The 19,873-nt window shown below is 69.6% G+C and carries 24 protein-coding genes; 13 read left to right on the plus strand and 11 right to left on the minus strand.

The window, feature by feature from the left end:
* Nucleotides 1–30: 30 nt before the first annotated feature.
* The 4 genes from F3S47_RS14865 to F3S47_RS14880 form a co-directional block, all read right to left on the minus strand.
* A complete protein-coding gene (locus F3S47_RS14865; RefSeq protein ID WP_150446062.1) occupies nt 31–1,023 on the minus strand; it encodes a PAS domain-containing protein in 993 nt (330 codons plus the stop codon).
* Between the two features lie 164 nt (nt 1,024–1,187).
* Nucleotides 1,188–2,090 carry an adenosylcobinamide-phosphate synthase CbiB gene (cbiB, locus tag F3S47_RS14870; RefSeq protein WP_150446063.1) on the minus strand — a complete coding sequence of 301 codons (903 nt, stop codon included), beginning with the start codon at nt 2,088–2,090 and terminating at the stop codon, nt 1,188–1,190.
* On the minus strand, nt 2,087–3,052 hold the full coding sequence (locus F3S47_RS14875; RefSeq protein ID WP_150446064.1) for a threonine-phosphate decarboxylase: 966 nt from the start codon (nt 3,050–3,052) through the stop codon (nt 2,087–2,089). Before F3S47_RS14875 ends, cbiB begins: the two co-directional genes overlap by 4 nt.
* Entirely contained in the window at nt 3,049–3,429 is a 381-nt protein-coding gene (locus tag F3S47_RS14880; RefSeq protein ID WP_150446065.1) for a DUF1636 family protein, read from the minus strand. Before F3S47_RS14880 ends, F3S47_RS14875 begins: the two co-directional genes overlap by 4 nt.
* A gap of 215 nt (nt 3,430–3,644) precedes the next feature.
* Between F3S47_RS14880 and F3S47_RS14885 the strand changes: the two genes are divergently transcribed.
* On the plus strand, nt 3,645–4,043 hold the full coding sequence (locus F3S47_RS14885; protein ID WP_191090207.1) for a response regulator: 399 nt from the start codon (nt 3,645–3,647) through the stop codon (nt 4,041–4,043).
* Here the strand turns inward: F3S47_RS14885 and F3S47_RS14890 are convergent.
* Nucleotides 4,027–5,034 carry a glutathione S-transferase family protein gene (locus F3S47_RS14890; protein ID WP_150446067.1) on the minus strand — a complete coding sequence of 336 codons (1,008 nt, stop codon included), beginning with the start codon at nt 5,032–5,034 and terminating at the stop codon, nt 4,027–4,029. The two genes, F3S47_RS14885 and F3S47_RS14890, sit on opposite strands and share 17 nt — an antisense overlap.
* Nucleotides 5,035–5,334: 300 nt before the next feature.
* On the opposite strand from F3S47_RS14890, the gene F3S47_RS14895 reads away from it, so the two are divergent.
* From F3S47_RS14895 to F3S47_RS14930, 8 genes are all read left to right on the plus strand, one after another.
* Nucleotides 5,335–5,547, plus strand: coding sequence for a DUF6732 family protein (locus F3S47_RS14895; protein WP_150446068.1), 213 nt, complete (start codon nt 5,335–5,337; stop codon nt 5,545–5,547).
* Nucleotides 5,544–6,617: a sirohydrochlorin chelatase gene (locus F3S47_RS14900; protein WP_150446069.1), complete on the plus strand. Its 1,074-nt coding sequence runs from the start codon at nt 5,544–5,546 to the stop codon at nt 6,615–6,617. Before F3S47_RS14895 ends, F3S47_RS14900 begins: the two co-directional genes overlap by 4 nt.
* Before the next feature lie 76 nt (nt 6,618–6,693).
* Nucleotides 6,694–7,341, plus strand: coding sequence for a precorrin-8X methylmutase (locus F3S47_RS14905; protein WP_150446070.1), 648 nt, complete (start codon nt 6,694–6,696; stop codon nt 7,339–7,341).
* Complete coding sequence (cbiE, locus tag F3S47_RS14910) at nt 7,338–8,540, plus strand: precorrin-6y C5,15-methyltransferase (decarboxylating) subunit CbiE (protein ID WP_150446071.1); 1,203 nt, start codon at nt 7,338–7,340, stop codon at nt 8,538–8,540. The genes F3S47_RS14905 and cbiE overlap by 4 nt, the downstream gene beginning before the upstream one ends.
* Entirely contained in the window at nt 8,537–9,241 is a 705-nt protein-coding gene (gene cobI, locus F3S47_RS14915) for a precorrin-2 C(20)-methyltransferase (protein WP_150446072.1), read from the plus strand. Before cbiE ends, cobI begins: the two co-directional genes overlap by 4 nt.
* Nucleotides 9,232–11,073 carry a precorrin-3B C(17)-methyltransferase gene (cobJ, locus tag F3S47_RS14920; RefSeq protein WP_150446073.1) on the plus strand — a complete coding sequence of 614 codons (1,842 nt, stop codon included), beginning with the start codon at nt 9,232–9,234 and terminating at the stop codon, nt 11,071–11,073. The genes cobI and cobJ overlap by 10 nt, the downstream gene beginning before the upstream one ends.
* Complete coding sequence (cobM, locus tag F3S47_RS14925; RefSeq protein ID WP_150446074.1) at nt 11,070–11,846, plus strand: precorrin-4 C(11)-methyltransferase; 777 nt, start codon at nt 11,070–11,072, stop codon at nt 11,844–11,846. The genes cobJ and cobM overlap by 4 nt, the downstream gene beginning before the upstream one ends.
* Nucleotides 11,847–11,938: 92 nt before the next feature.
* Nucleotides 11,939–12,286 (plus strand): hypothetical protein, encoded by a 348-nt coding sequence (locus F3S47_RS14930; protein ID WP_150446075.1) that lies wholly within the window; start codon nt 11,939–11,941, stop codon nt 12,284–12,286.
* On the opposite strand, the gene F3S47_RS14935 is transcribed toward F3S47_RS14930, so the two are convergent.
* Nucleotides 12,287–13,459: a MalY/PatB family protein gene (locus tag F3S47_RS14935; protein ID WP_150446076.1), complete on the minus strand. Its 1,173-nt coding sequence runs from the start codon at nt 13,457–13,459 to the stop codon at nt 12,287–12,289.
* 99 nt (nt 13,460–13,558) lie between these two features.
* Between F3S47_RS14935 and def (F3S47_RS14940) the strand changes: the two genes are divergently transcribed.
* The 4 genes from def (F3S47_RS14940) (at nt 13,559) to F3S47_RS14955 (ending at nt 16,523) form a co-directional block, all read left to right on the plus strand.
* Nucleotides 13,559–14,080, plus strand: coding sequence for a peptide deformylase (gene def / locus F3S47_RS14940; RefSeq protein WP_150446077.1), 522 nt, complete (start codon nt 13,559–13,561; stop codon nt 14,078–14,080).
* 4 nt (nt 14,081–14,084) lie between these two features.
* Nucleotides 14,085–14,579 (plus strand): peptide deformylase, encoded by a 495-nt coding sequence (gene def, locus F3S47_RS14945; RefSeq protein ID WP_150446078.1) that lies wholly within the window; start codon nt 14,085–14,087, stop codon nt 14,577–14,579.
* A 22-nt stretch (nt 14,580–14,601) separates the two neighbouring features.
* On the plus strand, nt 14,602–15,504 hold the full coding sequence (fmt, locus tag F3S47_RS14950) for a methionyl-tRNA formyltransferase (protein ID WP_150446079.1): 903 nt from the start codon (nt 14,602–14,604) through the stop codon (nt 15,502–15,504).
* A gap of 200 nt (nt 15,505–15,704) precedes the next feature.
* The gene (locus F3S47_RS14955; RefSeq protein ID WP_150446080.1) at nt 15,705–16,523 is read left to right on the plus strand and encodes a DUF2189 domain-containing protein; all 819 of its coding nucleotides are present in this window, start codon (nt 15,705–15,707) and stop codon (nt 16,521–16,523) included.
* A gap of 30 nt (nt 16,524–16,553) precedes the next feature.
* On the opposite strand, the gene rnhA is transcribed toward F3S47_RS14955, so the two are convergent.
* The 5 genes from rnhA to ispH all read right to left on the minus strand — a co-directional run bounded on the left by rnhA (nt 16,554) and on the right by ispH (nt 19,862).
* A complete protein-coding gene (gene rnhA / locus F3S47_RS14960) occupies nt 16,554–17,006 on the minus strand; it encodes a ribonuclease HI (RefSeq protein WP_150446081.1) in 453 nt (150 codons plus the stop codon).
* The gene (locus F3S47_RS14965) at nt 16,999–17,598 is read right to left on the minus strand and encodes a class I SAM-dependent methyltransferase (RefSeq protein ID WP_150446082.1); all 600 of its coding nucleotides are present in this window, start codon (nt 17,596–17,598) and stop codon (nt 16,999–17,001) included. The genes rnhA and F3S47_RS14965 overlap by 8 nt, the downstream gene beginning before the upstream one ends.
* Entirely contained in the window at nt 17,598–18,056 is a 459-nt protein-coding gene (locus F3S47_RS14970) for a DUF3429 domain-containing protein (protein ID WP_150446083.1), read from the minus strand. The genes F3S47_RS14965 and F3S47_RS14970 overlap by 1 nt, the downstream gene beginning before the upstream one ends.
* 173 nt (nt 18,057–18,229) lie before the next feature.
* The gene (locus F3S47_RS14975; RefSeq protein WP_150446084.1) at nt 18,230–18,844 is read right to left on the minus strand and encodes a LysE family translocator; all 615 of its coding nucleotides are present in this window, start codon (nt 18,842–18,844) and stop codon (nt 18,230–18,232) included.
* A gap of 67 nt (nt 18,845–18,911) precedes the next feature.
* Nucleotides 18,912–19,862: a 4-hydroxy-3-methylbut-2-enyl diphosphate reductase gene (gene ispH / locus F3S47_RS14980; RefSeq protein ID WP_150446085.1), complete on the minus strand. Its 951-nt coding sequence runs from the start codon at nt 19,860–19,862 to the stop codon at nt 18,912–18,914.
* Nucleotides 19,863–19,873: the final 11 nt, after the last annotated feature.

Raw genomic sequence — 19,873 nt, forward strand, 5'->3', positions numbered from 1 at the left:
CCGATGCGCGCCGTCAGATCTGCTGACGAGCTACAGGCTGTCCCGCTTGGGCATGTCGACCGTCACGATGGTCCCGGTCGCGCCGCGGGCGACGGACAGGGAGCCATTCAGCGCCTCGACAAGCTGCTGAACGATGCGACCGCCGAGGCTGCCCTCGGAGGGCCAGTCCGTTTCCTCCGGGATGCCGATACCGTCATCGCTCACCTGGACCCGGACCGTTCCGTTGGAGAGCTCCTTCAGGCGCATCTCGACGATGCCCTGGTCGCGCCCGACGAAGGCGTGCTGCATGGCGTTGGTCATGATCTCGGAGGTGATAAGTCCCAGGCGCGTCGCATCCTCGAAGGGGATGGTGATGGCGTCCGCATCGATATTGACCCGCACGCCCCGGCGCCCGTCGAGATGGGCGATCGCGTTCGCCACCCGCGACAGGTAGGAGCCGAGCGACACCGGGTTGTCGTTCGACGCCCCGGACTTCACCGCTTCCGACATCTCCTCGTAGAGAAGCTGCAGGGCCTCGATCCGGTGGGACAGGGTCTCGAACTCCTCGCGCGCGCTCGATGTCCGTGCCTGCACGCGGATCATACCGACGATCATCGAAAGGTGGTTCTTCACCCGGTGCTGAATCTCGGAGAGGGCCGAATCAAGCTCGCGCGAGCGGATTGCCGGCGGCTTCTCGCCCGACTCCGGCAGGGCCATCTGGACGCCGAGGAAGTAGCGGACCTTGCCCCCGTCGTCGGTCAGCGGGGCGATCATCAGGCGGTTCCAGAACGGCGTCCCGTCCGCGCGGTAGTTGCGGATATCGGTCGTGATCTGATCACCGCGCCCGACCGCGTCACGGATATCCTGCAGAGCATCTTCCTGGGTTTCGGTGCCCTGGAGGAAGCGGCAGTTGCGCCCGATGGCGGCCGCGCGGGAATAGCCCGTCACGTCGGTGAAGGCATCGTTGACGTAGACGATGGGATTGTCGTCCCGGCTGGGGTCCGTGATGACCATGGCGAAGGGCGCCTTGGTCAAAGCGCTCATAGCGATTTCGCCCGCGTCGAGCGGAAACTGAAATTCGAGCGGAGTTGTCACCGGAGTCCTGGCCTCGTCACTGTCCTCGTCGGGTGTCAGCCGACATTCCGGAAGGTCCAACGCCTCATGCCAATCCGCGGTTCCGGCCGCAAGAACAAGAGTTGACCCTACGTTCAGAAAACGGTGAACAGGGTGACTGCTGCGAGGCCGAGCGCCCAGGCTGACCACAACTTGCGCACCGCTGCATCGATGGTGTCCGGTCCCGGGTCGCGGTTGCCCTCGGGGTGGACGAAGGGAAAGTCGCGCCGCTCGCCGTGGTAGCTGCGCGGTCCCGACAGCGTAGTGTCGAGCGCGCGCGCCATGGCAGCTTCGGGCCAGCCCGCATTCGGCGACCGGTGCAGGCGGGCGTCTCGCGCGAGCGAGGACCAACGGGGCGCGCCGCTTGCGAGCCAGAGCAGGAGCGCCGTCAGCCGAGCCGGAACCAGGTTGACGAGGTCGTCCGTGCGCGCGGCGGCCCAACCGAAGGCTTCGTGGCGCGGGGTCCGGTAGCCGATCATGCTGTCGGCGGTGTTGATCGCCTTGTAGGCCAGCATGCCCGGCAGCCCGGCCACGAGAAACCAGAAGGCCGGCGCGATGACGCCGTCGGAGAGGTTTTCCGCCGCGCTCTCGATCGCGGCCCGGGAGATGTCGGCTGACGTCATCCCGGTCGTGTCGCGCCCCACGATGAGCGCGACCGCGCGGCGGCCTTCGCCAACAGAGATCCGAAGATCGCGCGCGACGGCGGAGACGTGGTCGCAGAGCGATCGCTGCGCGAGGAGGACGGCGGCAACGAGGATTTCGGCGACCCGGCCGGGCAAAAGGGTCAGCAGCGCACCAGTGCCGACCGCCCCGCCAGCCAGCACGAGAAGAGCGAGACAGCCGCGAAGGCTCCGCGCCTCTCCCCGGTTCAGGCGGTCGTCCAGAAAGGCGACTGCCCGACCCATGAGCACCGCCGGATGCGGAAGACGGGACCAGAGCGCCCGCGGTTCTCCGAGGAGCGCGTCGAGCAGCATCGCCGCGGCGAGGGCGCCGCTCATGTCCGACCCGGGACGTCGGCAAGCGCCTCTTCGACGCGCGCCCATTCGGACGGGGCGGGCAGGCCGAGGCGCAGCAGTCGCCCGGACCACGGGAAGACCCGGGACCAGATGCGGTGGCGGGCAAGCGCATCCTGCCAGGCGCGGCCTTCGGCCGTCTCGATCAGGCGGAATAGCGATGTCCCGCCCATGACCGTTGCGCCGCGGTCCGCGGCCAGTTCGTCGAGCCGGCGGGCATCGTCTTCGAGCCTTTCCCGGGTCTCGTCCGCCCAACCGATATCCTCCAGCGCCCGCGCGCCGATCTCGAGCGCGGGACCGGAGACAGCCCAGGGCCCGAGGCGCTCCGCCAGGTCGGCCAGAGTCTCCGGGTGCCCGATGGCGAAACCCAGCCTGACCCCGGCGAGGCCCCAGAACTTCCCGAAGCTCTTGAGGACGATGGTGCCCGGCCGGTCGGTCAGCGCAACATGGCTCCGCGCAGGGAGCGTGTCGCAGAAACTCTCGTCGATGATCGTCAGCCTCTGCTCTGAAACCTCATCGAGGGACCAGAGGCGCCCGTCGGGGTTGTTCGGATGTACCAGAACGGCGACCGGGGCCGACCCCTCCTCGACCACCTCGCGCCCTTGCATGCAGAATGCCGCCGCGTGTTCGTTGTAGGTGGGCCCGGGAATAAGGACCCGCCCCGGGGGCGCAAGCTCGGGCAAACGCACGATCAGCGACGAGGCACCAGGCGCGGCCACGAGGCTCGCGGTGTCGGGAACCCCCCAGAACAGCCGCGCGGCGGCCTCAAGGCGGTGAAGCGCGGTCGCATCGGGCAACGCCGTCCAGCTCTCGGATCCGACGTGGCCGGACGGGTAGGGCACCCGGTTTATCCCGGTCGACAGGTCGATCCAGTCCGCGCGACGGCCGCCGTAGCGCGCGACCGCCGCGTCCAGCCCACCACCGTGGTCGCGGGCGGCTCCGCTCATCCCGGTGTCTCGTCGGGAAGCGGCGGGTGCCTGGTGACGAAGTGCCCCTTCACGGTCTGCGGCCAGGTCCGATAAGGCACCTGCCCGGTCTCGGAGGCAGCATGAAGCACCGCGTAGGAGACGATTCCGTCAGCAGAGTCCGGCGTGGGCTCGAACCGGCCGAGCGTGTAGCAGAGCTTGCCCGACGCCTGGATCGCAACGTTGCAGCCGTGGCTGCACCCCATGAGGCAGGAAACCCTCCGAACCGAGACCGTTTCCCCCTCGGCCCGCGCCTCGACGAGGGCGGCGAGCCGTTCGCCGTCGGTCTGCAGGGCGGCACCGGGCTGCCAGTCGTCGCGCTTGCATGTGTCGCAGACGGTGATCCAGGTGGTCGGCATGGGGCCTCCATTCGTTCCGCGGCTTGAAACCGCAAGCGACCGCCACTGACAAGCCCGTCAGTCGGCAGCGCGACCGGGCATAGCCAGCCCGGGAGGCCGGAGTTGGTAATCTTTCGTTAAGATTTTCGTGTCAATCGTTGAGGCGGGGCAGGATCGGACTTCGGACGAGAGTCGGAAACCACGGCCATTTGGCCACCTGCCTTGGAATCGCCGCCTTGAAACAAAAACCGATCCGCCTCCTGATCGTGGAGAGCGATCCGAGCCTGGCCTCCTTCTGGGCCCGGCACCTCTCCGCGCTCGGACACTCGGTCGAGGTCTGCGCCTCGGCCTGCGACGGCATCGCCTGGCTTTCGCGCCACCCGGCCGATGTCCTCGTCCTCGATGCCGAGCTCGAAGAAGCCTCCGGCCTCGCGGTCGCCGACTATGCGGCTGTCGCTCGGCCGGAGACCAGGGTCATCGTCGTCACCTCCGCCGGCGTCCTGTCCGACGGATCGATCTTTTCCCTCAGCACCAACACATGCGCACAGGTCAGCGCCGGCGCCCGGCTCGACGATCTCGTGGCACTGGTCGAGCACCACGGAAATCGGGCGTCGGCCTCTAGGCCGCTGCCTTGAGGCCCTCGCGACCGTGCGGCGTATCGTAGTCGATGTCCGGCCCCACCGGCACGACCCGATGCGGATTGATCGACTCGTGGCTGTAGTAATAGTGGTGCTTGATGTGGTCGAAGTTGACCGTGTCCGCGACGCGCCCGCCGTCCGGCGTCGGCCACTGGTACAGTTCCCGGGTATAGGCCCAGAGGTTGGGGTAATCGATCAGCCGGTGCCGGTTGCACTTGAAGTGGCCGTGGTAGACCGGATCGAACCGGACGAGCGTCGTGAACAGCCGCCAGTCGGCCTCCGTGATCCGCTCTCCCATCAGGTAGCGCCGGGTCGAAAGACGCTCCTCCAGCCAGTCCATGGTCTCGAAGAGCGGATTCACCGCCTCCTCGTAGGCCTGCTGCGTGGTGGCAAAGCCCGACTTGTAGACCCCGTTGTTCAGCGTGTCGTAGATCCGGGCGTTGACCGGCTCCATCTCCTCCCGAAGCTCTTGGGGCCAGTAGTCGTCGGTGTTGCCGGTGATCTCGTTGAAAGCTTCGTTCAGCATCCGGATCACTTCCGAGCTTTCGTTCGAGACGATGGTCTCGCGTTCCTTGTCCCAGAGGATCGGCACGGTCACGCGGCCGGTCACCTGCGGGTCGGCCTTGATGTAGAGGTCGCGCGCGAAGGGGAACCCGTAGACATCGTCGCCCGTCGCTCCGGGCCAGTCGTCACCGAAGGTCCAGCCATCGTCGAGCATCTCCGGGTGAACCACGGAAAGCCCGATATGGGGCTCGAGGTCCTTGAGCTTCCGCATCACCAGCGCCCGGTGGGCCCAGGGGCAGGCGTAGCTGACATAGAGATGGTAACGGCCGGATTCCGCCGGGAAGCCGCCCTCGCCGGAGGGTCCGGGCGACCCGTCCTTGGTGATCCAGTTGCGGAATTTCGAGGTGGCGCGCTTGAAGCTGCCGCCCTCGGCGAGCTTCTCGAGACCTTCCACCTTCCATTTGCCGTCGACGAGCTGGCCCATGCCGGCCTCCTTTCCTGCGTTGACCCGAAGATAAGACGTCCGACGCTTCTGCACACCCCGGCGGCCAGGCGCAGCCGCCTCGGCAGGAATGCACAGGTCCGGCCTGTCGGTGCTGTCCGCCGGGGCGTCGGGAATCGGGTGGCGTCCGGCAGCGGCGCCTAGTATCGGGAAGAGGACGACGCCCCGAACCGGGCCGGACAGGAGGCGCCGCGTCGGGTCGACCCATTCCGGGGGCCACCGCGGTGCATCGTCGAACGCGCAATGCGGGGCGGACTCCGGCCGAAGAGAGTGGAGACGCCGATGCGCGCCGTAATCCTGCCCCTGCTGTTCACCGCCGGAGCCGCGGAGGCCCATCCCGGACATATCGCCGAGGTCGCGGGCCACGGTCACTGGATCGCCGCTGGGGCCATCGGCATCGCCGTGGCGGTCGGCCTCTGGACCAAGTGGCGCGACCGCGACACTGATCCGGCGGACGAGGCCGAGGACGAATCCGCCGAGGAGCAGTCCGCATGACCACCGGTGTCCTGCTCTGCGGTCACGGCTCGCGGGCCCAGTCCGCCGTGGACGAATTCGCGACACTGGCCCGGAAGCTCCCGCCGCTGCTGCCGCCGGACTGGCTGACGGACTACGGCTACCTCGAGTTCGCCAACCCGGTTCTGCGCGACAGCCTCGACCGGCTGCGCGAGAAGGGCTGCGACCGGATCCTCGCCGTCCCCGGCATGCTCTTCGCCGCGATGCACGCCAAGAACGACATTCCGACGGTGCTGAATACCTACGCCGCCGAGCACGGGATCGAGGTGCAGTACGGCCGCGAGCTCGGCGTCGATCCCAAGATGATCGCCGCCGCGGCCGCCCGTATCGAGGAGGTGCTCGAGGACGACGTGCCGCGTCACGAGACCTGTCTCGTGGTGATCGGGCGAGGCGCCTCCGACCCGGACGCCAACGGCAACGTCGCCAAGATCGCCCGGATGCTGCACGAGGGTCTGGGCTTCGGCTGGTGCGAGGTGGGCTATTCCGGCGTGACCTTCCCACTGGTCGAGCCTTGCCTCTCCCACGTGGCGAAACTGGGCTACCGGCGCGTGGTCGTCTTCCCCTATTTCCTCTTCTCCGGCATCCTCATCGACCGGATCTACGGCTTCACCGACGAGGTCGCCGCCCGGCACCCCGAGATCGAGTTCCGCAAGGCACCCTACCTCGGCGACCATCCGCAGGTGCTCGAGACCTTCGCCGAGCGCGTGACCGAGCTGGTGGGCGAAACGCCGCCCCCGAACTGCGCGATGTGCAAGTACCGCACGCAGGTCCTCGGCTTCGAGCACGAGGTCGGCGCGGTCCAGGAGAGCCATCACCATCACGTCGAAGGCCAGGGCGCCGCGGCGCCGGGCTCGAACGTTGCGGACTGCGATCTCTGCGGCGACTTCTGCACCGGCCTCTGTCGCCTCGACCAGGCGCATGACCACCATCACCACGGCCACGATCACCACCACGACCACGGCGACCATCACCATCACCACCATGCGCCCTATCCCCATGCCGACCATCCGCATGGACCCGAAAGCGCGCGCCGGACGGCGAAGTCGCGATGATCCCTCTTCTGGGGCGAAATATCCCGGGGGGAGTCGGCCCCTGGCCGACGGGGGGCAGGCCCCCCATTGCCCGGCCATGAGGCCCTACCTTACCGATCCCGCGGCGATCTACGCCGAGAGCTTCGCGACCGTCCGTCGGGAAGCCCGGCTCGACCGCTTCCCGCCCGCGATGGAGCCCGTCGTCGTCCGCCTCATCCATGCCTGCGGCATGGTCGAGATTGCCGACCGCCTTGCCTTCTCCCCTCGCGCGGCCGAGGTCGGCCAGGCCGCCCTCGCTGCCGGGGCCCCGGTCCTCTGCGATTGCGAGATGGTGGCCTCCGGGCTCATCCGGCGGATATTGCCCGATGGCACAGAGGTCCGCGTCACCCTCAACGACCCCTCTGTCCCCGATCTCGCCCGGCAGCTGGGCACGACCCGGTCCGCCGCGGCCGTCGAGCTCTGGCGGGAGCATCTGGCCGGGGCGGTGGTCGCGATCGGCAACGCCCCGACGGCCCTTTTCCACTTGCTCGAGAGGCTGGACGAGGGCTGGCCCAAGCCCGCCCTCATCCTCGGGTTTCCCGTCGGCTTCGTGGGCGCCGCCGAATCCAAGGCCGAGCTCGCCTCGGACCCCAGGGGCTGCGAGTTCATCGCGCTTCGCGGCCGCCGCGGCGGCTCGGCCATGGCGAGTGCAGCCGTCAACGCCCTCGCCAGCGAGGTCGCGCGCCGCGCGGACGAGCGCCCGTGACCGCGCCCTGGCTCCATATCGTGGGCATCGGCGAGGAGGGTCTCGACGGCCTGACGCCCGCCACACTCGCCGTGGTCGAAAGCGCCGAGGTCATCCTTGGCGGCGATCGACACCATGATCTCTCACGGTCGGTCAAGGCGGAGCGTATCGCCTGGCCCTCCCCCTTCGACGCGATGATCGACACGATCCGCGGGTTGAAGGGCCGCCGCGCCGTGATCCTCGTTACCGGCGACCCGCTCTGGTTCTCTGTCGGCGCGCGTATCGGCCGTGCGATCGATCCGGACGAAATCGTCTACCACCCGCAGCTTTCGGCCTTCCAGCTCGCCGCCGCGCGCATGGGATGGAGCCTCGCCGACGTGGAGACGCTCACCGTTCACGGACGGCCGGTCGAGCAGATGATCGCCTTCATCCAGCCTGACGCGCGCCTGCTGATCCTCACGACAGGAGAGGACACGCCCGCCCGGATCGCCCGCTTCCTCGCAGAGCGCGGTTTCGGCGCATCCCGCCTGACGGTGCTCGCGAGCATGGGCGGGGCCGAGGAAGCGCGGTTCGACGGCCGGGCAGACAGCTGGGATCACGCGGTCCCCGCCTTCAACACGCTCGCCGTCGAATGCATCGCGGCTCCCGATGCGGCGCTTGTCCCTCGTGTGCCCGGTCTCGATGACACGCTCTTCCGTTCCGACGGCACCATGACGAAGCAGGAGGTCCGCGCGGCCACGCTCGCGAAGCTGATGCCCATGCGCGGGGCCCTGCTCTGGGACATCGGCAGCGGCAGCGGCTCGGTCGGCATCGAATGGATGCGCGCCGCCCGCTACGCCCGCGCCATCGGGATCGAGCCGCGCGCGGATCGCCGCGCCATGGCGGCGGAGAATGCCCTCGCGCTTGGCACGCCGCGGCTGGAGCTGGTCGACGGCGAGGCGCCAGCCGCCCTGGAGGGGCTCGATGCCCCCGACGCGATCTTCATCGGCGGCGGCCTCTCGCCGGAGGTCTTCGAGGCGTGCTGGTCCGCGCTCCGCCCTCTCGGTCGGCTCGTGGCCAATGCCGTGACCCTCGAATCCGAGGCCGAACTCGTCGCCCTGCACGCCCGCCACGGAGGCCAGCTCGCCCGGATCGCGGTGCACCGTGCCGAGCCCGTCGGACGGCTGACCGGCTGGCGGCCCTTCATGCCGGTCACCCAGTGGAGCCTGGTGAAGCGATGACCGGAACGCTCTACGGCGTCGGCCTCGGTCCCGGGGCCCCGGACCTTCTGACCCTGCGCGCTGCGCGGCTGGTCGAGCGCGCCCGCGTCGTGGCCTATCCCACGCTGGCGGGCGCGCCGAGTTTCGCCCGCTCCATCGTCGCTGACCTCCTGCCCGGGGGCATCCCAGAGATCGTCATCGACCTGCCGATGCGGGCCGGTGACCGCGCCCCCGCGCAGGCCGCCTACGACGCGGGCGCCGACCGGATCGCGCAGGAACTCGCGGCGGGGCGCGACGTCGTCTGCCTCTGCGAAGGCGACCCGTTTCTCTACGGCTCCTTCATGTACCTTCATGCCCGTCTCGCTCCGAGGTTCCCCGTCGAGATCGTGCCGGGAATCACCTCGGTGACCGCCGCTGCGGCGTCCGCAGCCCAACCACTGGCCGCCCGGAACGAGGTCTTCACCGTTCTCCCGGCTCCCCTGCCGGAAGAGCGGCTCGCCGAAGAGATCGATGCCTCGGACGCCCTCGCCATCCTCAAGCTGGGCCGGCACATGCCCAAGATTCGCGCCCTGCTGGAGGCGCGCGGCCTGACCGCCAAGGCGACCTACGTCGAGCGCGCGACCCTGGGTGAAGAGCGCATTTGCCCCCTGGCGGATGCGCCGGACAGCGCGCCCTACTTCTCGATGATCCTCGTTCTGAAAGGCGCCGACCCTTGGCTCTAGCTCCCGTCGTCATCGCGCTCTCCGCCTCCGGAGAGGCAACCGCCCACCGGATCGCCCGGGCACTCGGGGCCGAGGTGCACGGCCGGGCCGGACGCGTCTCGGACGCCGAGGCCTGGTTCGACAATGCCCTCGACGCTATACGGGACCTCTTCCTTGCTGGAAGGCCGATCATTGGGGTCTGCGCGAGTGGTATCTTGATACGGGCCATTGGGCCGCACCTTGCCGACAAGCGTTCTGAGCCGCCGGTCCTCTCGGTCTCCGACGACGGCTCGGTCGTCGTGCCTCTGCTCGGCGGCCATCGCGGCGCGAACCGTCTGGCCCGCGAGACCGCGCTGGCGCTGGAAGGGACCGCCGCCGTCACCACCGCCGGGGACGTGGCCCTCGGGCTCGCACTCGACGAACCTCCGCCCGGCTGGCATCTCGCTACGCCGGATCTCTCGAAGGAGGCCATGGCGCGCCTGCTTTCGGGTGCGCGGGCCCGTCTCGGCGGCGAAGCGGCGGCCGAAGCAGTCTGGCTTGCCGACCTTCCGCTGGCAGATCCGGACGAGCCGGACCCGGTGGAGATCGACCTGACCATCTCTCCTCCGCGCGAAGGTGTCCTGACTTTCCATCCGCAGCACCATGTCCTCGGCGTCGGCTGCGCCCGCGACTGCGCGCCCGGCGAGTTGGAACAACTCGCCCGCGAGGCGCTCAACGCCGCCGAAATCGCCCCCGGCGCTCTCGCCGCGATTGGTACGCTCGACCTGAAGGCCGACGAACCCGCCGTGCTCCAGCTTGCCCGGACGCTCGGTGTGCCGCTTCGGGTCTTCCCGGCTGAAGAGCTCGAGAATGAGACGCCCCGGCTCGCAACGCCCTCGGACCTCGTGTTCCAGGAGGTCGGCTGCCACGGAGTCTCCGAAGGCGCGGCGCTCGCTCTCGCTGGCCCTGACGGCACCCTCGTCCGGTCCAAGGCCAAGACGGCGAACGCCACCTGCGCCCTTGCCGCCGCGCCCACCCCCATCTCCACCCTGGCGGGCCGCGCCCGGGGCCGTCTCTCCGTCGTCGGGATCGGACCGGGCCAGTCGGCCTGGCGGACGCCCGAGGCCTCGCGCCTGATCGCCGAGGCGGACGAGCTGGTGGGCTATGGCCTCTACATCGACCTCCTGGGTCCGCTGGCGGCGGGCAAGCCGCGCACCGACTTTCCGCTCGGGGGCGAAGAGGACCGCTGCCGCCATGCCCTCGAGCGTGCCGGCGAGGGACGGAACGTCGCGCTGGTCTGCTCCGGCGATGCCGGGATCTACGCCATGGGCGCGCTCGTCTTCGAACTGCTGGACCGCGACGGCGAGACCGGCGTCAGCGCCGCCGCCCGTCGGGCGGAGGTGATCTGCAGCCCCGGCGTCTCCGCCCTCCAGGCCGCGGCGGCGCGGGCCGGCGCCCCTCTGGGTCACGACTTCTGCGCCATTTCGCTGTCGGATCTCCTCACCCGGCGCGAGGACATCCTCCGCCGGATCAGGGCGGCGGCCGAGGGCGACTTCGTCATCGCCTTCTACAATCCCGTCTCGCGCCGCCGTCGCACTCTGCTGGCCGAGGCCCGCGACATGCTCCTGAAGCACCGACCCGCCGACACGCCGGTCCTTCTGGCCCAAAGCCTCGGCCGCCCCGAGGAGACGCTGACCTACCGCCGTCTCGACGCCCTCGACGTGGACGAGGTGGACATGCTGACCGTCGTCCTCGTCGGCGCCTCGACCACCCGGCTCGCGCGGATGGGCGAAGGGCCCCGCATGTACACGCCTCGCGGCTACGCCCGGAAGATCGACGGCGACCTCGCCGGCACGAAGGAAACGACCGAATGACCGTCTATTTCATCGGCGCCGGCCCCGGCGACCCGGAACTCCTGACCCTGAAGGCCGCCCGCCTGATAGAGGCCTGCCCGGTCTGCCTCTATGCCGGGTCTCTCGTGCCCGAGGCGGTGATCGCCCGTGCGCCCGGCGACGCCCTCGTGCGTGACACCGCACCGATGACGCTGGATCAGACCCATGCCGAGATTGCGGCGGCTCACGCCAAGGGGCAGGACGTCGCCCGGGTCCATTCCGGTGATCCCTCCCTCTACGGCGCGATCGCCGAGCAGATCCGGCGGCTTAAGGCGGACGACATCCCCTACGAGATCGTCCCGGGGGTGCCTGCCTATGCCGCCGCCGCCGCGGTGCTGGGGCAGGAGCTCACCGTGCCGGAGGTGGCGCAGTCCATAGTCCTGACGCGCATGTCCATGAAGTCGACGTCGATGCCCGAAGGCGAGCGGCTCGAGGTCTTCGCCCGCAGTGGCGCCACGCTGGCCATCCACCTCGGCGTGCGGGCCCTGCGGGAGATCGAACGGCAACTCGTGCCCTACTACGGGGCCGACTGCCCGGTCGCCGTGGTCTACCGAGTCGGCTGGCCTGACCAGATGATTCTCCGTGGCACCTTGTCGGATATCCGCGAGGCCGTACGGGCTGCAAAAATCACGCGCACAGCGCTGATCCTCGTCGGGCCGGCGCTGTCAAATCAGAACGGATTTCCGGACTCCGCGCTATACGATGCGGCAAAACCGCATGTCCTTCGGCCGCGCGCCTCTACCCCGAAAGCGTGACGCCCGCGCCGCGCGCTGCGGTGCGGCGGAGCTTCGTTCTTGATTTGTGATCGCAGGCCGCCATCTTGCGTCGCAAGCGTAGGGGACACGACATGGAATACCTTCCCGAGAGCGTCCGGCTGGGGCTGGAACAGGCCCGCCGCACCAACGAAGCCCGCAAGTCCCGCCTCCAGGTGGAGGCCGGCGGCCGCCGCATCCGCGTGCTGCGCGCCTGGGACAAGGGATTCGCCGTCGAGGCGGGCGCGACGGAGATGCTGCGCGGCCTCGTCGACATCTACGAAGGCCAGCGCCACGTGTCCCGCGCCCTTATCGTCACCTCCCGCGAGGAAGAGGGCGAGCTGATCTACGAGTTCAAGCGCGAGACCCGCGCGTCGGACGCCCCGCCGGTGGACTTCGAGCGGCCCGACAACGCGCCTGCCGGGCTGCTTCCCCGCGACTGATCACTGCACGTCGGCGAAGGCCGCCTGGAGCCGGGACACGGCCTCTTCCACGCGCGCCCGCTGGGTCCCGAGGTTGAAGCGCATCGCGGTCTCGCCACCCGTCCCGAAGGCGGGCCCCGGAGAAGGGCCGAGCCGCGCCTCCTCGACCACCCGGCGGGAAACCTCCTCGGGCGACATCCCGAGCGGGGCGAAGTCCACCCAGGCGAGGTAGGTCGCCTGCATCGGCATCGCGGAAAGGCCCGGGATCTCCGCCACGCCCTCGCTGAAGACGCGAATGTTCTCGGCTAGGTAGGCGGTGAGCGAGTCGACCCAGCCGGCACCCTGGCGGTACGCCTCCCGCGTTATCTCCACGCCGAAGATGTTGGGCTGGATGTCCGAGGCCTTGAGCGCCGTCTGTAGCTTCTCGCGCAGGGTGTCGTCCGGCACGATAAGGCAGCCCGTCCGGGCGCCCGCGACATTGAAGGTCTTGGAGGCCGCCGCCATGACGACCAGCCGGTCAGTGACCTCGGGCACGGCGACCGGCATCGGGACGTGGGTCTGTCCGGGAAGGACGAGGTCGTGATGGATCTCGTCGGAGATCAGGATCATGTCGTGCCGTTCACAGACCTGCGCCATCCGCCGCTGCTCCTCGGGCGTCCAGATGCGGCCCGCGGGATTGTGGGGCGACGAGATCAGCATGATCCGCTCGTCACCTGTCAGGCCGGCCTCCAGCGCGTCGAAGTCGATCTCGAAGCGGCCGTCGGCGCCGACCTCTAGCGGGCATTCGTGGGGGCGCCGCCCGTTGCGGCGGATCTTCGTCGTGAACTCGTGGTAGACCGGGGTGAAGATCACGACGCCGTCGCCGGGCTCGCTCAGCGTCTGCAGGCAGACGGCGATGCCGTTGCCCAGCCCGTGCGTGTAGAGGACATGCGCCGGGTCCGCGTCCCAGCCGTGACGGGTGCGCATCCAGTTGGCGACCGCCTCCGAGCAGGCGTCCAGACCAGAGAAGTAGCCGAGGATCCCGCTCCGGGCGAGATCGACGACCGCGTCCTGCAGGAACTGTGGCGCGTCGAAATCCATGTCGGCGACCCACATCGGCAGCGGATCGTCGCCGCGCAGTCCGAGCGCCGCCTCCGCCGCCGACCACTTCACCTGGTGCGTGCCCGCCCGGACCGTGGGTCTGTCGAAATTCATGTCGTCTCCTGTTTCGTTTCGCGGGACGCTATTCTCCCATCCGCCGAGCGCAAGGGCCCCCTTGTTGCGCGGCGGTCCGGCTTCGCCTATCTGAGCCGCATGGCGAAGCGCACGATCCTCATTCACCCCGACCCGCGGCTCAAGGCGGTGGCAGACCCCGTGGCAGAGGTCACCGACGAGGTTCGCACGCTTGCCGAGGACATGCTCGAGACCATGTACGATGCGCCCGGCATCGGCCTCGCCGCGCCGCAGGTCGGCGTGATGAAGCGGCTTCTTGTGATGGACTGCGTCAAGGACGAGACCCTGCCGCCTCGCCCCATGGTCCTGATCAATCCCGAGGTGACCTGGAGCTCCGAAGAACTCGGCACCTACGAGGAGGGCTGCCTTTCCATCCCGGAACAATATGCCGAGGTGGAACGCCCCGCGGAGGTCGAGGTTTCATGGACCGACCTTGAGGGTGCGCAACAGTCCGAGCGTTTCGACGGGCTCTGGGCGACCTGCGTGCAGCACGAGATCGACCACCTGAACGGCAAGCTCTTCATCGACTACCTCAAGCCTCTTAAGCGGCAGATGATCACCCGCAAGATGGTCAAGATGAAGCGCGAGAAGGCGCGGGCCTGAGCCCGTGCCCCGCTCGTTCGTCCAATGGCCCGACAGGGCGCTGCGCACGTCGGCCAAGCCCGTCGAGGAAGTGGACGACGAGATACGGGCGATCTGGGACGAGATGGTCGAGGCCATGGAGGCGATGCCTGGCTATGGCCTGGCCGCGCCCCAGCTCGGTATCGGCCTGCGGCTCGCCGTCGTCGATGCGAGTACGGACCGCGGACAGGCGGTGCGGCTCGCGAACCCCGAGATCCTGCATGCCTCCGTCGAGTTCCGCGAGCATGAGGAGGCCTCTCCCAACCTGCCCGGCGTTTCCGCCGTCATTTCGCGGCCCCGGGCCGTCACGGTGCGCTTCCTGAACGTCGCGGGGGCGGTGGAGGAGAAGGACTTCGTCGGGCTCTGGGCGACCAGCGTGCAGCACCAGATCGACCATCTCGACGGCCGGATGTACATCGACCGGCTCTCGCGGCTGAGGCGGGAGCGACTGCTGAAACGGGCGGCCAAGATTGGCCGCTGAGGCCGCAACAAGGGAGAGAGCCATGCGCATCGCCTTCATGGGCACGCCCGATTTCTCGGTCCCCGCGCTGCAGGCGCTGGAGCGGGCGGGGCACGAGATCGCCTGCGTCTATACCCAGCCGCCAAGGCCCGCAGGGCGGGGCAAGGCGCCTCGTCCGACTGCCGTCCATGCGGCGGCGGAGGAATTGGGGCTGGAGGTCCGCCACCCGGTTTCGCTCAAGGGAGCGGAGGAGCAGGCGGCCTTCGCCGCGCTCGACCTCGATGCGGCGGTGGTCGCGGCCTATGGTCTGATCCTGCCGCAGGCGGTGCTCGACGCGCCGCACTACGGCTGTCTCAACATCCACGCCTCGCTGCTGCCGCGCTGGCGGGGGGCTGCGCCGATCCACCGGGCGGTGATGGCCGGAGACGCGGAGACCGGGGTCTGCATCATGCAGATGGAGGCGGGGCTCGACACCGGGCCGGTGCTGCTGCGCGAGGCGACGGGGATCGGGGCGGAGGACACGACCGGGGACCTGCACGACCGGCTGGCGGAACTGGGGGCGGCGCTCATCGTGCGGGCGCTGGCGGATATCGAGGACCTGGTACCAGAGCCGCAGCCGGAGGACGGGGTCACCTATGCGACGAAAATCGACAAGGCCGAGGCGCGGGTCGACTGGACCCGTCCGGAGGTGGAGGTCGACCGCCTGATCCGCGGGCTCTCGCCCTTCCCGGGCGCATGGTGCGAGGCGGGGGGAGAGCGGCTGAAACTGCTCCGCTCGCGGCTCGCGGAGGGGACCGGAGAGCCGGGGGAGGTCCTGGGCGGCCTCCGCATCGCCTGCGGCGAGGGCGCCGTTGAGCTGCTGGAGGGGCAACGGCCCGGAAGGCGGGCGATGGGGCAGGAGGAGCTACTGAGGGGGTGGCAGACGGCTCCGGAAAAGCTCTCCTGAGAAGTGTCCAAGGTTGGACAGGGTGCTAGACCCTTGAATAGGAAAGGAAATCCGGAAACAGTCGAGTTCCGTTAACCTTTTCTCCCGCTTGCCTAAAGCCGCGCCCGGTGCGAACCTGTTGCCGCCGAAAGACGGGTTGGTTCACCGCCGGGTCCGGGGGAGCGGACCGGCACGGTGACATGCTTTGGGAGGAGTGTGTCATGACATCCAAGAGCACGGAGTCCACGCCGCAGGAGGATCTGGCCCCGCGGCAGCCCTCGCCGCCGAGGGTCAACGCGGTGACCGCCGAGGACATCACCGCATCGCTGAAGGCGGGGTTCGCGGACTTCCTGTCCCGCCCCCTCATGAGCGGGTTTTTCGGACTGTTCTACGCGGTCTTCGGAATCCTGCTGATCTGGTGCCTTGTGTGGCTCGACATGCTCTGGATCGTCATTCCGGCGCTCGTGGCCTTTCCCCTGATCGCGCCCTTCGCCGCCGCCGGACTCTACGAGATGTCCCGCCGATTGCAGAGGAACGAGAGTTTCGGCTGGTCGGACATCCTCACGGTCATGGCCAATCAGCGGAAGCGCGAGATGGGCTGGATGGCCTTCGTCACGCTCTTCATCCTGTGGGTCTGGTTCTACCAGTTCCGAACCGTGCTGGTCATCGTCCTGCAGGATTCCTCCTTCTCCGACCTGGACGGTTTCCTGAACACCGTCTTCTTCACGCCGGAGGGCTGGACCTTTCTCCTGATCGGCACCGGGGTCGGGGCGCTCCTCTCGGCGGTCCTGTTCTCGGCGACGGTGGTCGCCATGCCGATGCTGCTCGACCGGGAGATGGACTTCATCACCGCAATGATCACCTCTTTCGGGGTCGTCAGGAAGAGTCCGGCCGTGATGCTCGGCTGGGCGGCGATCATCGCGGTCACGATGCTGCTGTCGATGGTCCCGGCCTTCCTCGGCCTCGTCTTCACCCTGCCGATCCTCGGCCACACGACCTGGCATCTCTACCAACGAGCGGTGGCGCCCGTGGAGGCGTAATCCGGGGGAAGCGACTCCTGGAGCGACGGATCACCGCTTGAACGGCGCCATCCCCTTCCGCGCGAGTTCGTCGGCGCGTTCGTTCTCGGGGTGGCCGGCGTGGCCCTTCACCCATTCCCAGCGGACCTGGTGGCGGGCGGCGGCCTCGTCGAGGCGGCGCCAGAGGTCCTCGTTCTTCACGGGCTTCTTCGTCGAGGTCTTCCAGCCCTTGCGCTTCCAGCCGGCGAGCCACTCGGTGATGCCGCCCTTCACGTAGGCGCTGTCGGTGATGACGGTGATCTTCGAGGGGCTGGTCAGGGTCTCGAGCGCGTTGATCGCGGCCAGGAGCTCCATCCGGTTGTTTGTGGTCCGGGCCTCTCCGCCCTTGAGCTCGCGCTCCCGGAGTACGGCGTCGCCCTCCTTGGCCTGCAGGAGCGCGCCCCAGCCGCCCGGGCCGGGGTTGCCGGAGCAGGCACCGTCGGTGAAGGCGAAGAGCTCAGGCATCGGACTTCACCGCGAGCAGGTCGATGCAGGGGTCGTCGGTCCCCGCGCAGCCGCGCCGGGTCGTGGTGCGGGAGTCGGCGAGGGTCAGGCCGGCGGCGGCGATCCAGTCGGTCAGCTCGGGCTCGGTGACGTAGGCGTAGTGGCGGCCGAGGGAGTCGCGCGCCTCGCCCTCGCCGAGCTTGAGGCCGAGGTAGAGCGGGCCGCCCGGGCGCAGGGCGCGGGCGAGTTGCGCGATGTGGCCGGGGATGTGGGCGCGCGGAGCATGGAGCAGGCTGTAGGCCGCCCAGACGCCGTCGTAGCTCTCTTCGCCGTAGTCGTCGTCGAAGGTGCCGAGGCGGGCGGGCAGGCCGAGGGTGTCGCGGGCGATGCCGACCATCTCGGGGCTCGCGTCCACCGGGTCCGGGCGGTGCCCCGCGACGGCCATGGCCGCCGAGGCCCGGCCCGGACCGCAGCCGAGGTCGAGGACACGGGCGGCGGGCGGCAGGCGGTCCATGAAGGCCGAGAGCTCGGGGCTCGCGTCGTCGCGGCCGAACTTGTCGGCGTAGCGGGTGGCGGCGTCGGCGTAGAAGGCGAGGGTGCGCTCGTCGGTCATCAGAGCATCACCGGCAGGAGGCAAAGGATGACGACGGCCGACAGTCCGGTCCGCAGGGTCATCCACCAGGGCGGCGCCAGGCCCCAGCGGGCGAACTGGGCGTCGAGCAGCAGGAGCGCCGCGAAGCCGGCGGCGAGGTAGGTGGCCGCCGAGGTCGGTCCGCCACCGGTGAAGATGAAGGCCCAGAGCGCGGGCAGCACCGAGAGCGCATATCCCGCGGCGGCGCGGGCGCCCGTCGTCTTCGTGGCGAAGCCCCAGAGCACGCCGGACATGAAGGCGAGGATGACCTGCCCGTAGGCGAGCTGGACATAGGGGCCGACGAAGCGGGCGGCGCCGGATCCGAAGCGCTCGACCGAGGCCATGCCGAGCTCGGGACGCAGCGTGGTGAGCGCGCCCCAGAGGAAGGGGATCAGCCCGGCGAGGCCGAGGAGGAGCGGGGCGAGGGGCGGTCTGGTCATGGTGGGGATGTGACGCGGAATGGGGGCGCGGGCAAGGGGGCCGCCGACCGGCGCTCGTCCCGGCCCGGGGCCGGGACATCGCCCCGCCCGCCGTCCCGCAGGGGGCTCCGCCCCCGTCCGCGGAGGGGCCGAGGACTCCCCCGAGGGTATTTGGAGCTAGATGAAGGAGGGGGTCAGGCGCGTTCCAGGGCGAGGCGCCCCGCGAGGGCGGCGAAGGCCGCGGCGAAGGTCCGGTTGAGCCAGGTCATCGCCCGGCGGCTCGCGAGGAGGCGGTCTCGGGCGAGGGCGGCGAAGGCGCCATAGAGCAGGAAGACGGCGAAGGTGAGCGCCATGAAGACGGCTCCGAGGCCGATCATCTCGGCGGTGGCCGTGGCGGGGTCGCCGGAGAGGAACGGCGGGAGAAGGGCGAGGAAGAAGATCGAGAGCTTGGGGTTCAGCACGTTGATCAGCGTGCCGCGGCGGGCGGTGCGCCAGCCCTCCTCGGCGGTCCGGTCCTCTTCCAGCGCCAGGGCGCCCCCGGACCGCAGGGCCTGGCTCGCGAGGTAGAGCAGGTAGGCGACGCCGGCCCATTTCAGCATGGTGAAGGCGAGGGCCGAGGTGTGCAGGAGCGCCGCGAGGCCGAGGATCGCCGCGGCGAGATGCGGCAGGATTCCCAGCGTGCAGCCGAGCGCGGCCCAGGCGGCGGCGCGGCGCCCCCGCCCGAGGCCGATCGCCAACGTGTAGAGCACCCCGGTGCCGGGAGCGAGGACGACGACGAGCGCCGTGACGAGGAACTGCGTGGAGATCATGGGCCGGGCCCTCGGAAAGCGACCCGGCCAGACTGCCGCCCGGGGGCGCCGCTGTCGAGAGCCGCGGTCAGGCGGGTTCGCGCAGGACCCGCGGCACCTTGAACTCGACGTGTTCCTCAGCGGTGGTCACCGGTTCGACGGTCACGTCGTAGCGGGCGCGGAAGGCGTCGAGGACCTCGTCGATGAGCACCTCGGGCGCCGAGGCGCCGGCGGTGACGCCGATGGAGCGCACCCCCTCGAGGGCGCGCCAGTCGATGTCCGCCGCGCGCTGCACGAGCTGGGCGTAGGGGCAGCCGGCGCGGCGGGCGACCTCGACCAGGCGGCGCGAGTTGGAGGAGTTGGGCGCGCCGACCACCAGCAGCGCCTCGGCCTTGGGGCCGATGGCCTTCACCGCCTCCTGGCGGTTGGTGGTGGCGTAGCAGATGTCTTCCTTGTGCGGCCCGACGATGGCGGGAAAGCGGTCGCGCAGGGCGGCCACGATCTCGATGGTGTCGTCGACCGAAAGCGTCGTTTGGGTGACGAAGGCGAGCTTTTCCGGGTCGCGGACCTCCAGGGTCGCCACGTCCGCGGGCGTCTCCACCAGGAGCACGTCGCCCTCGGGCAGCTGGCCCATGGTGCCCACCGTCTCGGGGTGGCCGGCATGGCCGATCATCACGATCTGCAGCCCGTTATCGGCGTGGCGCCCGGCCTCGATATGGACCTTGGAGACCAGCGGGCAGGTGGCGTCGACGTAGATCATCTCGCGCTTGGCGGCCTCGGCCGGGACGGCCTTGGGCACGCCATGCGCGGAGAAGATGACCGGGCGGTCGTCGGGGCACTCGTCGAGCTCCTCGACGAAGACGGCGCCCTTCTCGCGCAGGTCGTCCACGACGTAGCGGTTGTGCACGATCTCGTGACGCACGTAGACCGGGGCGCCCCATTTCTGCAGCGCCATCTCGACGATCTTGATCGCCCGGTCGACGCCCGCGCAGAAGCCGCGGGGGGCGGCGAGGTAGAGGGTCAGGGGAGGCTGGATCATGTCGGGCTCCT

Source organism: Histidinibacterium aquaticum (assembly GCF_008710275.1).
Lineage (GTDB): Bacteria > Pseudomonadota > Alphaproteobacteria > Rhodobacterales > Rhodobacteraceae > Oceanicola > Oceanicola aquaticus.

Coding starts and splice junctions, on each gene's coding strand:
- def (WP_150446077.1), top strand. CDS start 13,559: ATGGCGAAGCGCACGATCCTCATTCACCCCGACCCGCGGCTCAAGGCG.
- F3S47_RS14970 (WP_150446083.1), bottom strand. CDS start 18,056: ATGACCAGACCGCCCCTCGCCCCGCTCCTCCTCGGCCTCGCCGGGCTG.
- F3S47_RS14900 (WP_150446069.1), top strand. CDS start 5,544: ATGACCACCGGTGTCCTGCTCTGCGGTCACGGCTCGCGGGCCCAGTCC.
- F3S47_RS14905 (WP_150446070.1), top strand. CDS start 6,694: ATGAGGCCCTACCTTACCGATCCCGCGGCGATCTACGCCGAGAGCTTC.
- cobI (WP_150446072.1), top strand. CDS start 8,537: ATGACCGGAACGCTCTACGGCGTCGGCCTCGGTCCCGGGGCCCCGGAC.
- F3S47_RS14975 (WP_150446084.1), bottom strand. CDS start 18,844: ATGATCTCCACGCAGTTCCTCGTCACGGCGCTCGTCGTCGTCCTCGCT.
- F3S47_RS14935 (WP_150446076.1), bottom strand. CDS start 13,459: ATGAATTTCGACAGACCCACGGTCCGGGCGGGCACGCACCAGGTGAAG.
- F3S47_RS14890 (WP_150446067.1), bottom strand. CDS start 5,034: ATGGGCCAGCTCGTCGACGGCAAATGGAAGGTGGAAGGTCTCGAGAAG.
- ispH (WP_150446085.1), bottom strand. CDS start 19,862: ATGATCCAGCCTCCCCTGACCCTCTACCTCGCCGCCCCCCGCGGCTTC.
- rnhA (WP_150446081.1), bottom strand. CDS start 17,006: ATGCCTGAGCTCTTCGCCTTCACCGACGGTGCCTGCTCCGGCAACCCC.
- F3S47_RS14880 (WP_150446065.1), bottom strand. CDS start 3,429: ATGCCGACCACCTGGATCACCGTCTGCGACACATGCAAGCGCGACGAC.
- F3S47_RS14865 (WP_150446062.1), bottom strand. CDS start 1,023: ATGAGCGCTTTGACCAAGGCGCCCTTCGCCATGGTCATCACGGACCCC.
- F3S47_RS14965 (WP_150446082.1), bottom strand. CDS start 17,598: ATGACCGACGAGCGCACCCTCGCCTTCTACGCCGACGCCGCCACCCGC.
- F3S47_RS14895 (WP_150446068.1), top strand. CDS start 5,335: ATGCGCGCCGTAATCCTGCCCCTGCTGTTCACCGCCGGAGCCGCGGAG.
- F3S47_RS14955 (WP_150446080.1), top strand. CDS start 15,705: ATGACATCCAAGAGCACGGAGTCCACGCCGCAGGAGGATCTGGCCCCG.
- cobM (WP_150446074.1), top strand. CDS start 11,070: ATGACCGTCTATTTCATCGGCGCCGGCCCCGGCGACCCGGAACTCCTG.
- F3S47_RS14875 (WP_150446064.1), bottom strand. CDS start 3,052: ATGAGCGGAGCCGCCCGCGACCACGGTGGTGGGCTGGACGCGGCGGTC.
- cbiB (WP_150446063.1), bottom strand. CDS start 2,090: ATGAGCGGCGCCCTCGCCGCGGCGATGCTGCTCGACGCGCTCCTCGGA.
- F3S47_RS14930 (WP_150446075.1), top strand. CDS start 11,939: ATGGAATACCTTCCCGAGAGCGTCCGGCTGGGGCTGGAACAGGCCCGC.
- fmt (WP_150446079.1), top strand. CDS start 14,602: ATGCGCATCGCCTTCATGGGCACGCCCGATTTCTCGGTCCCCGCGCTG.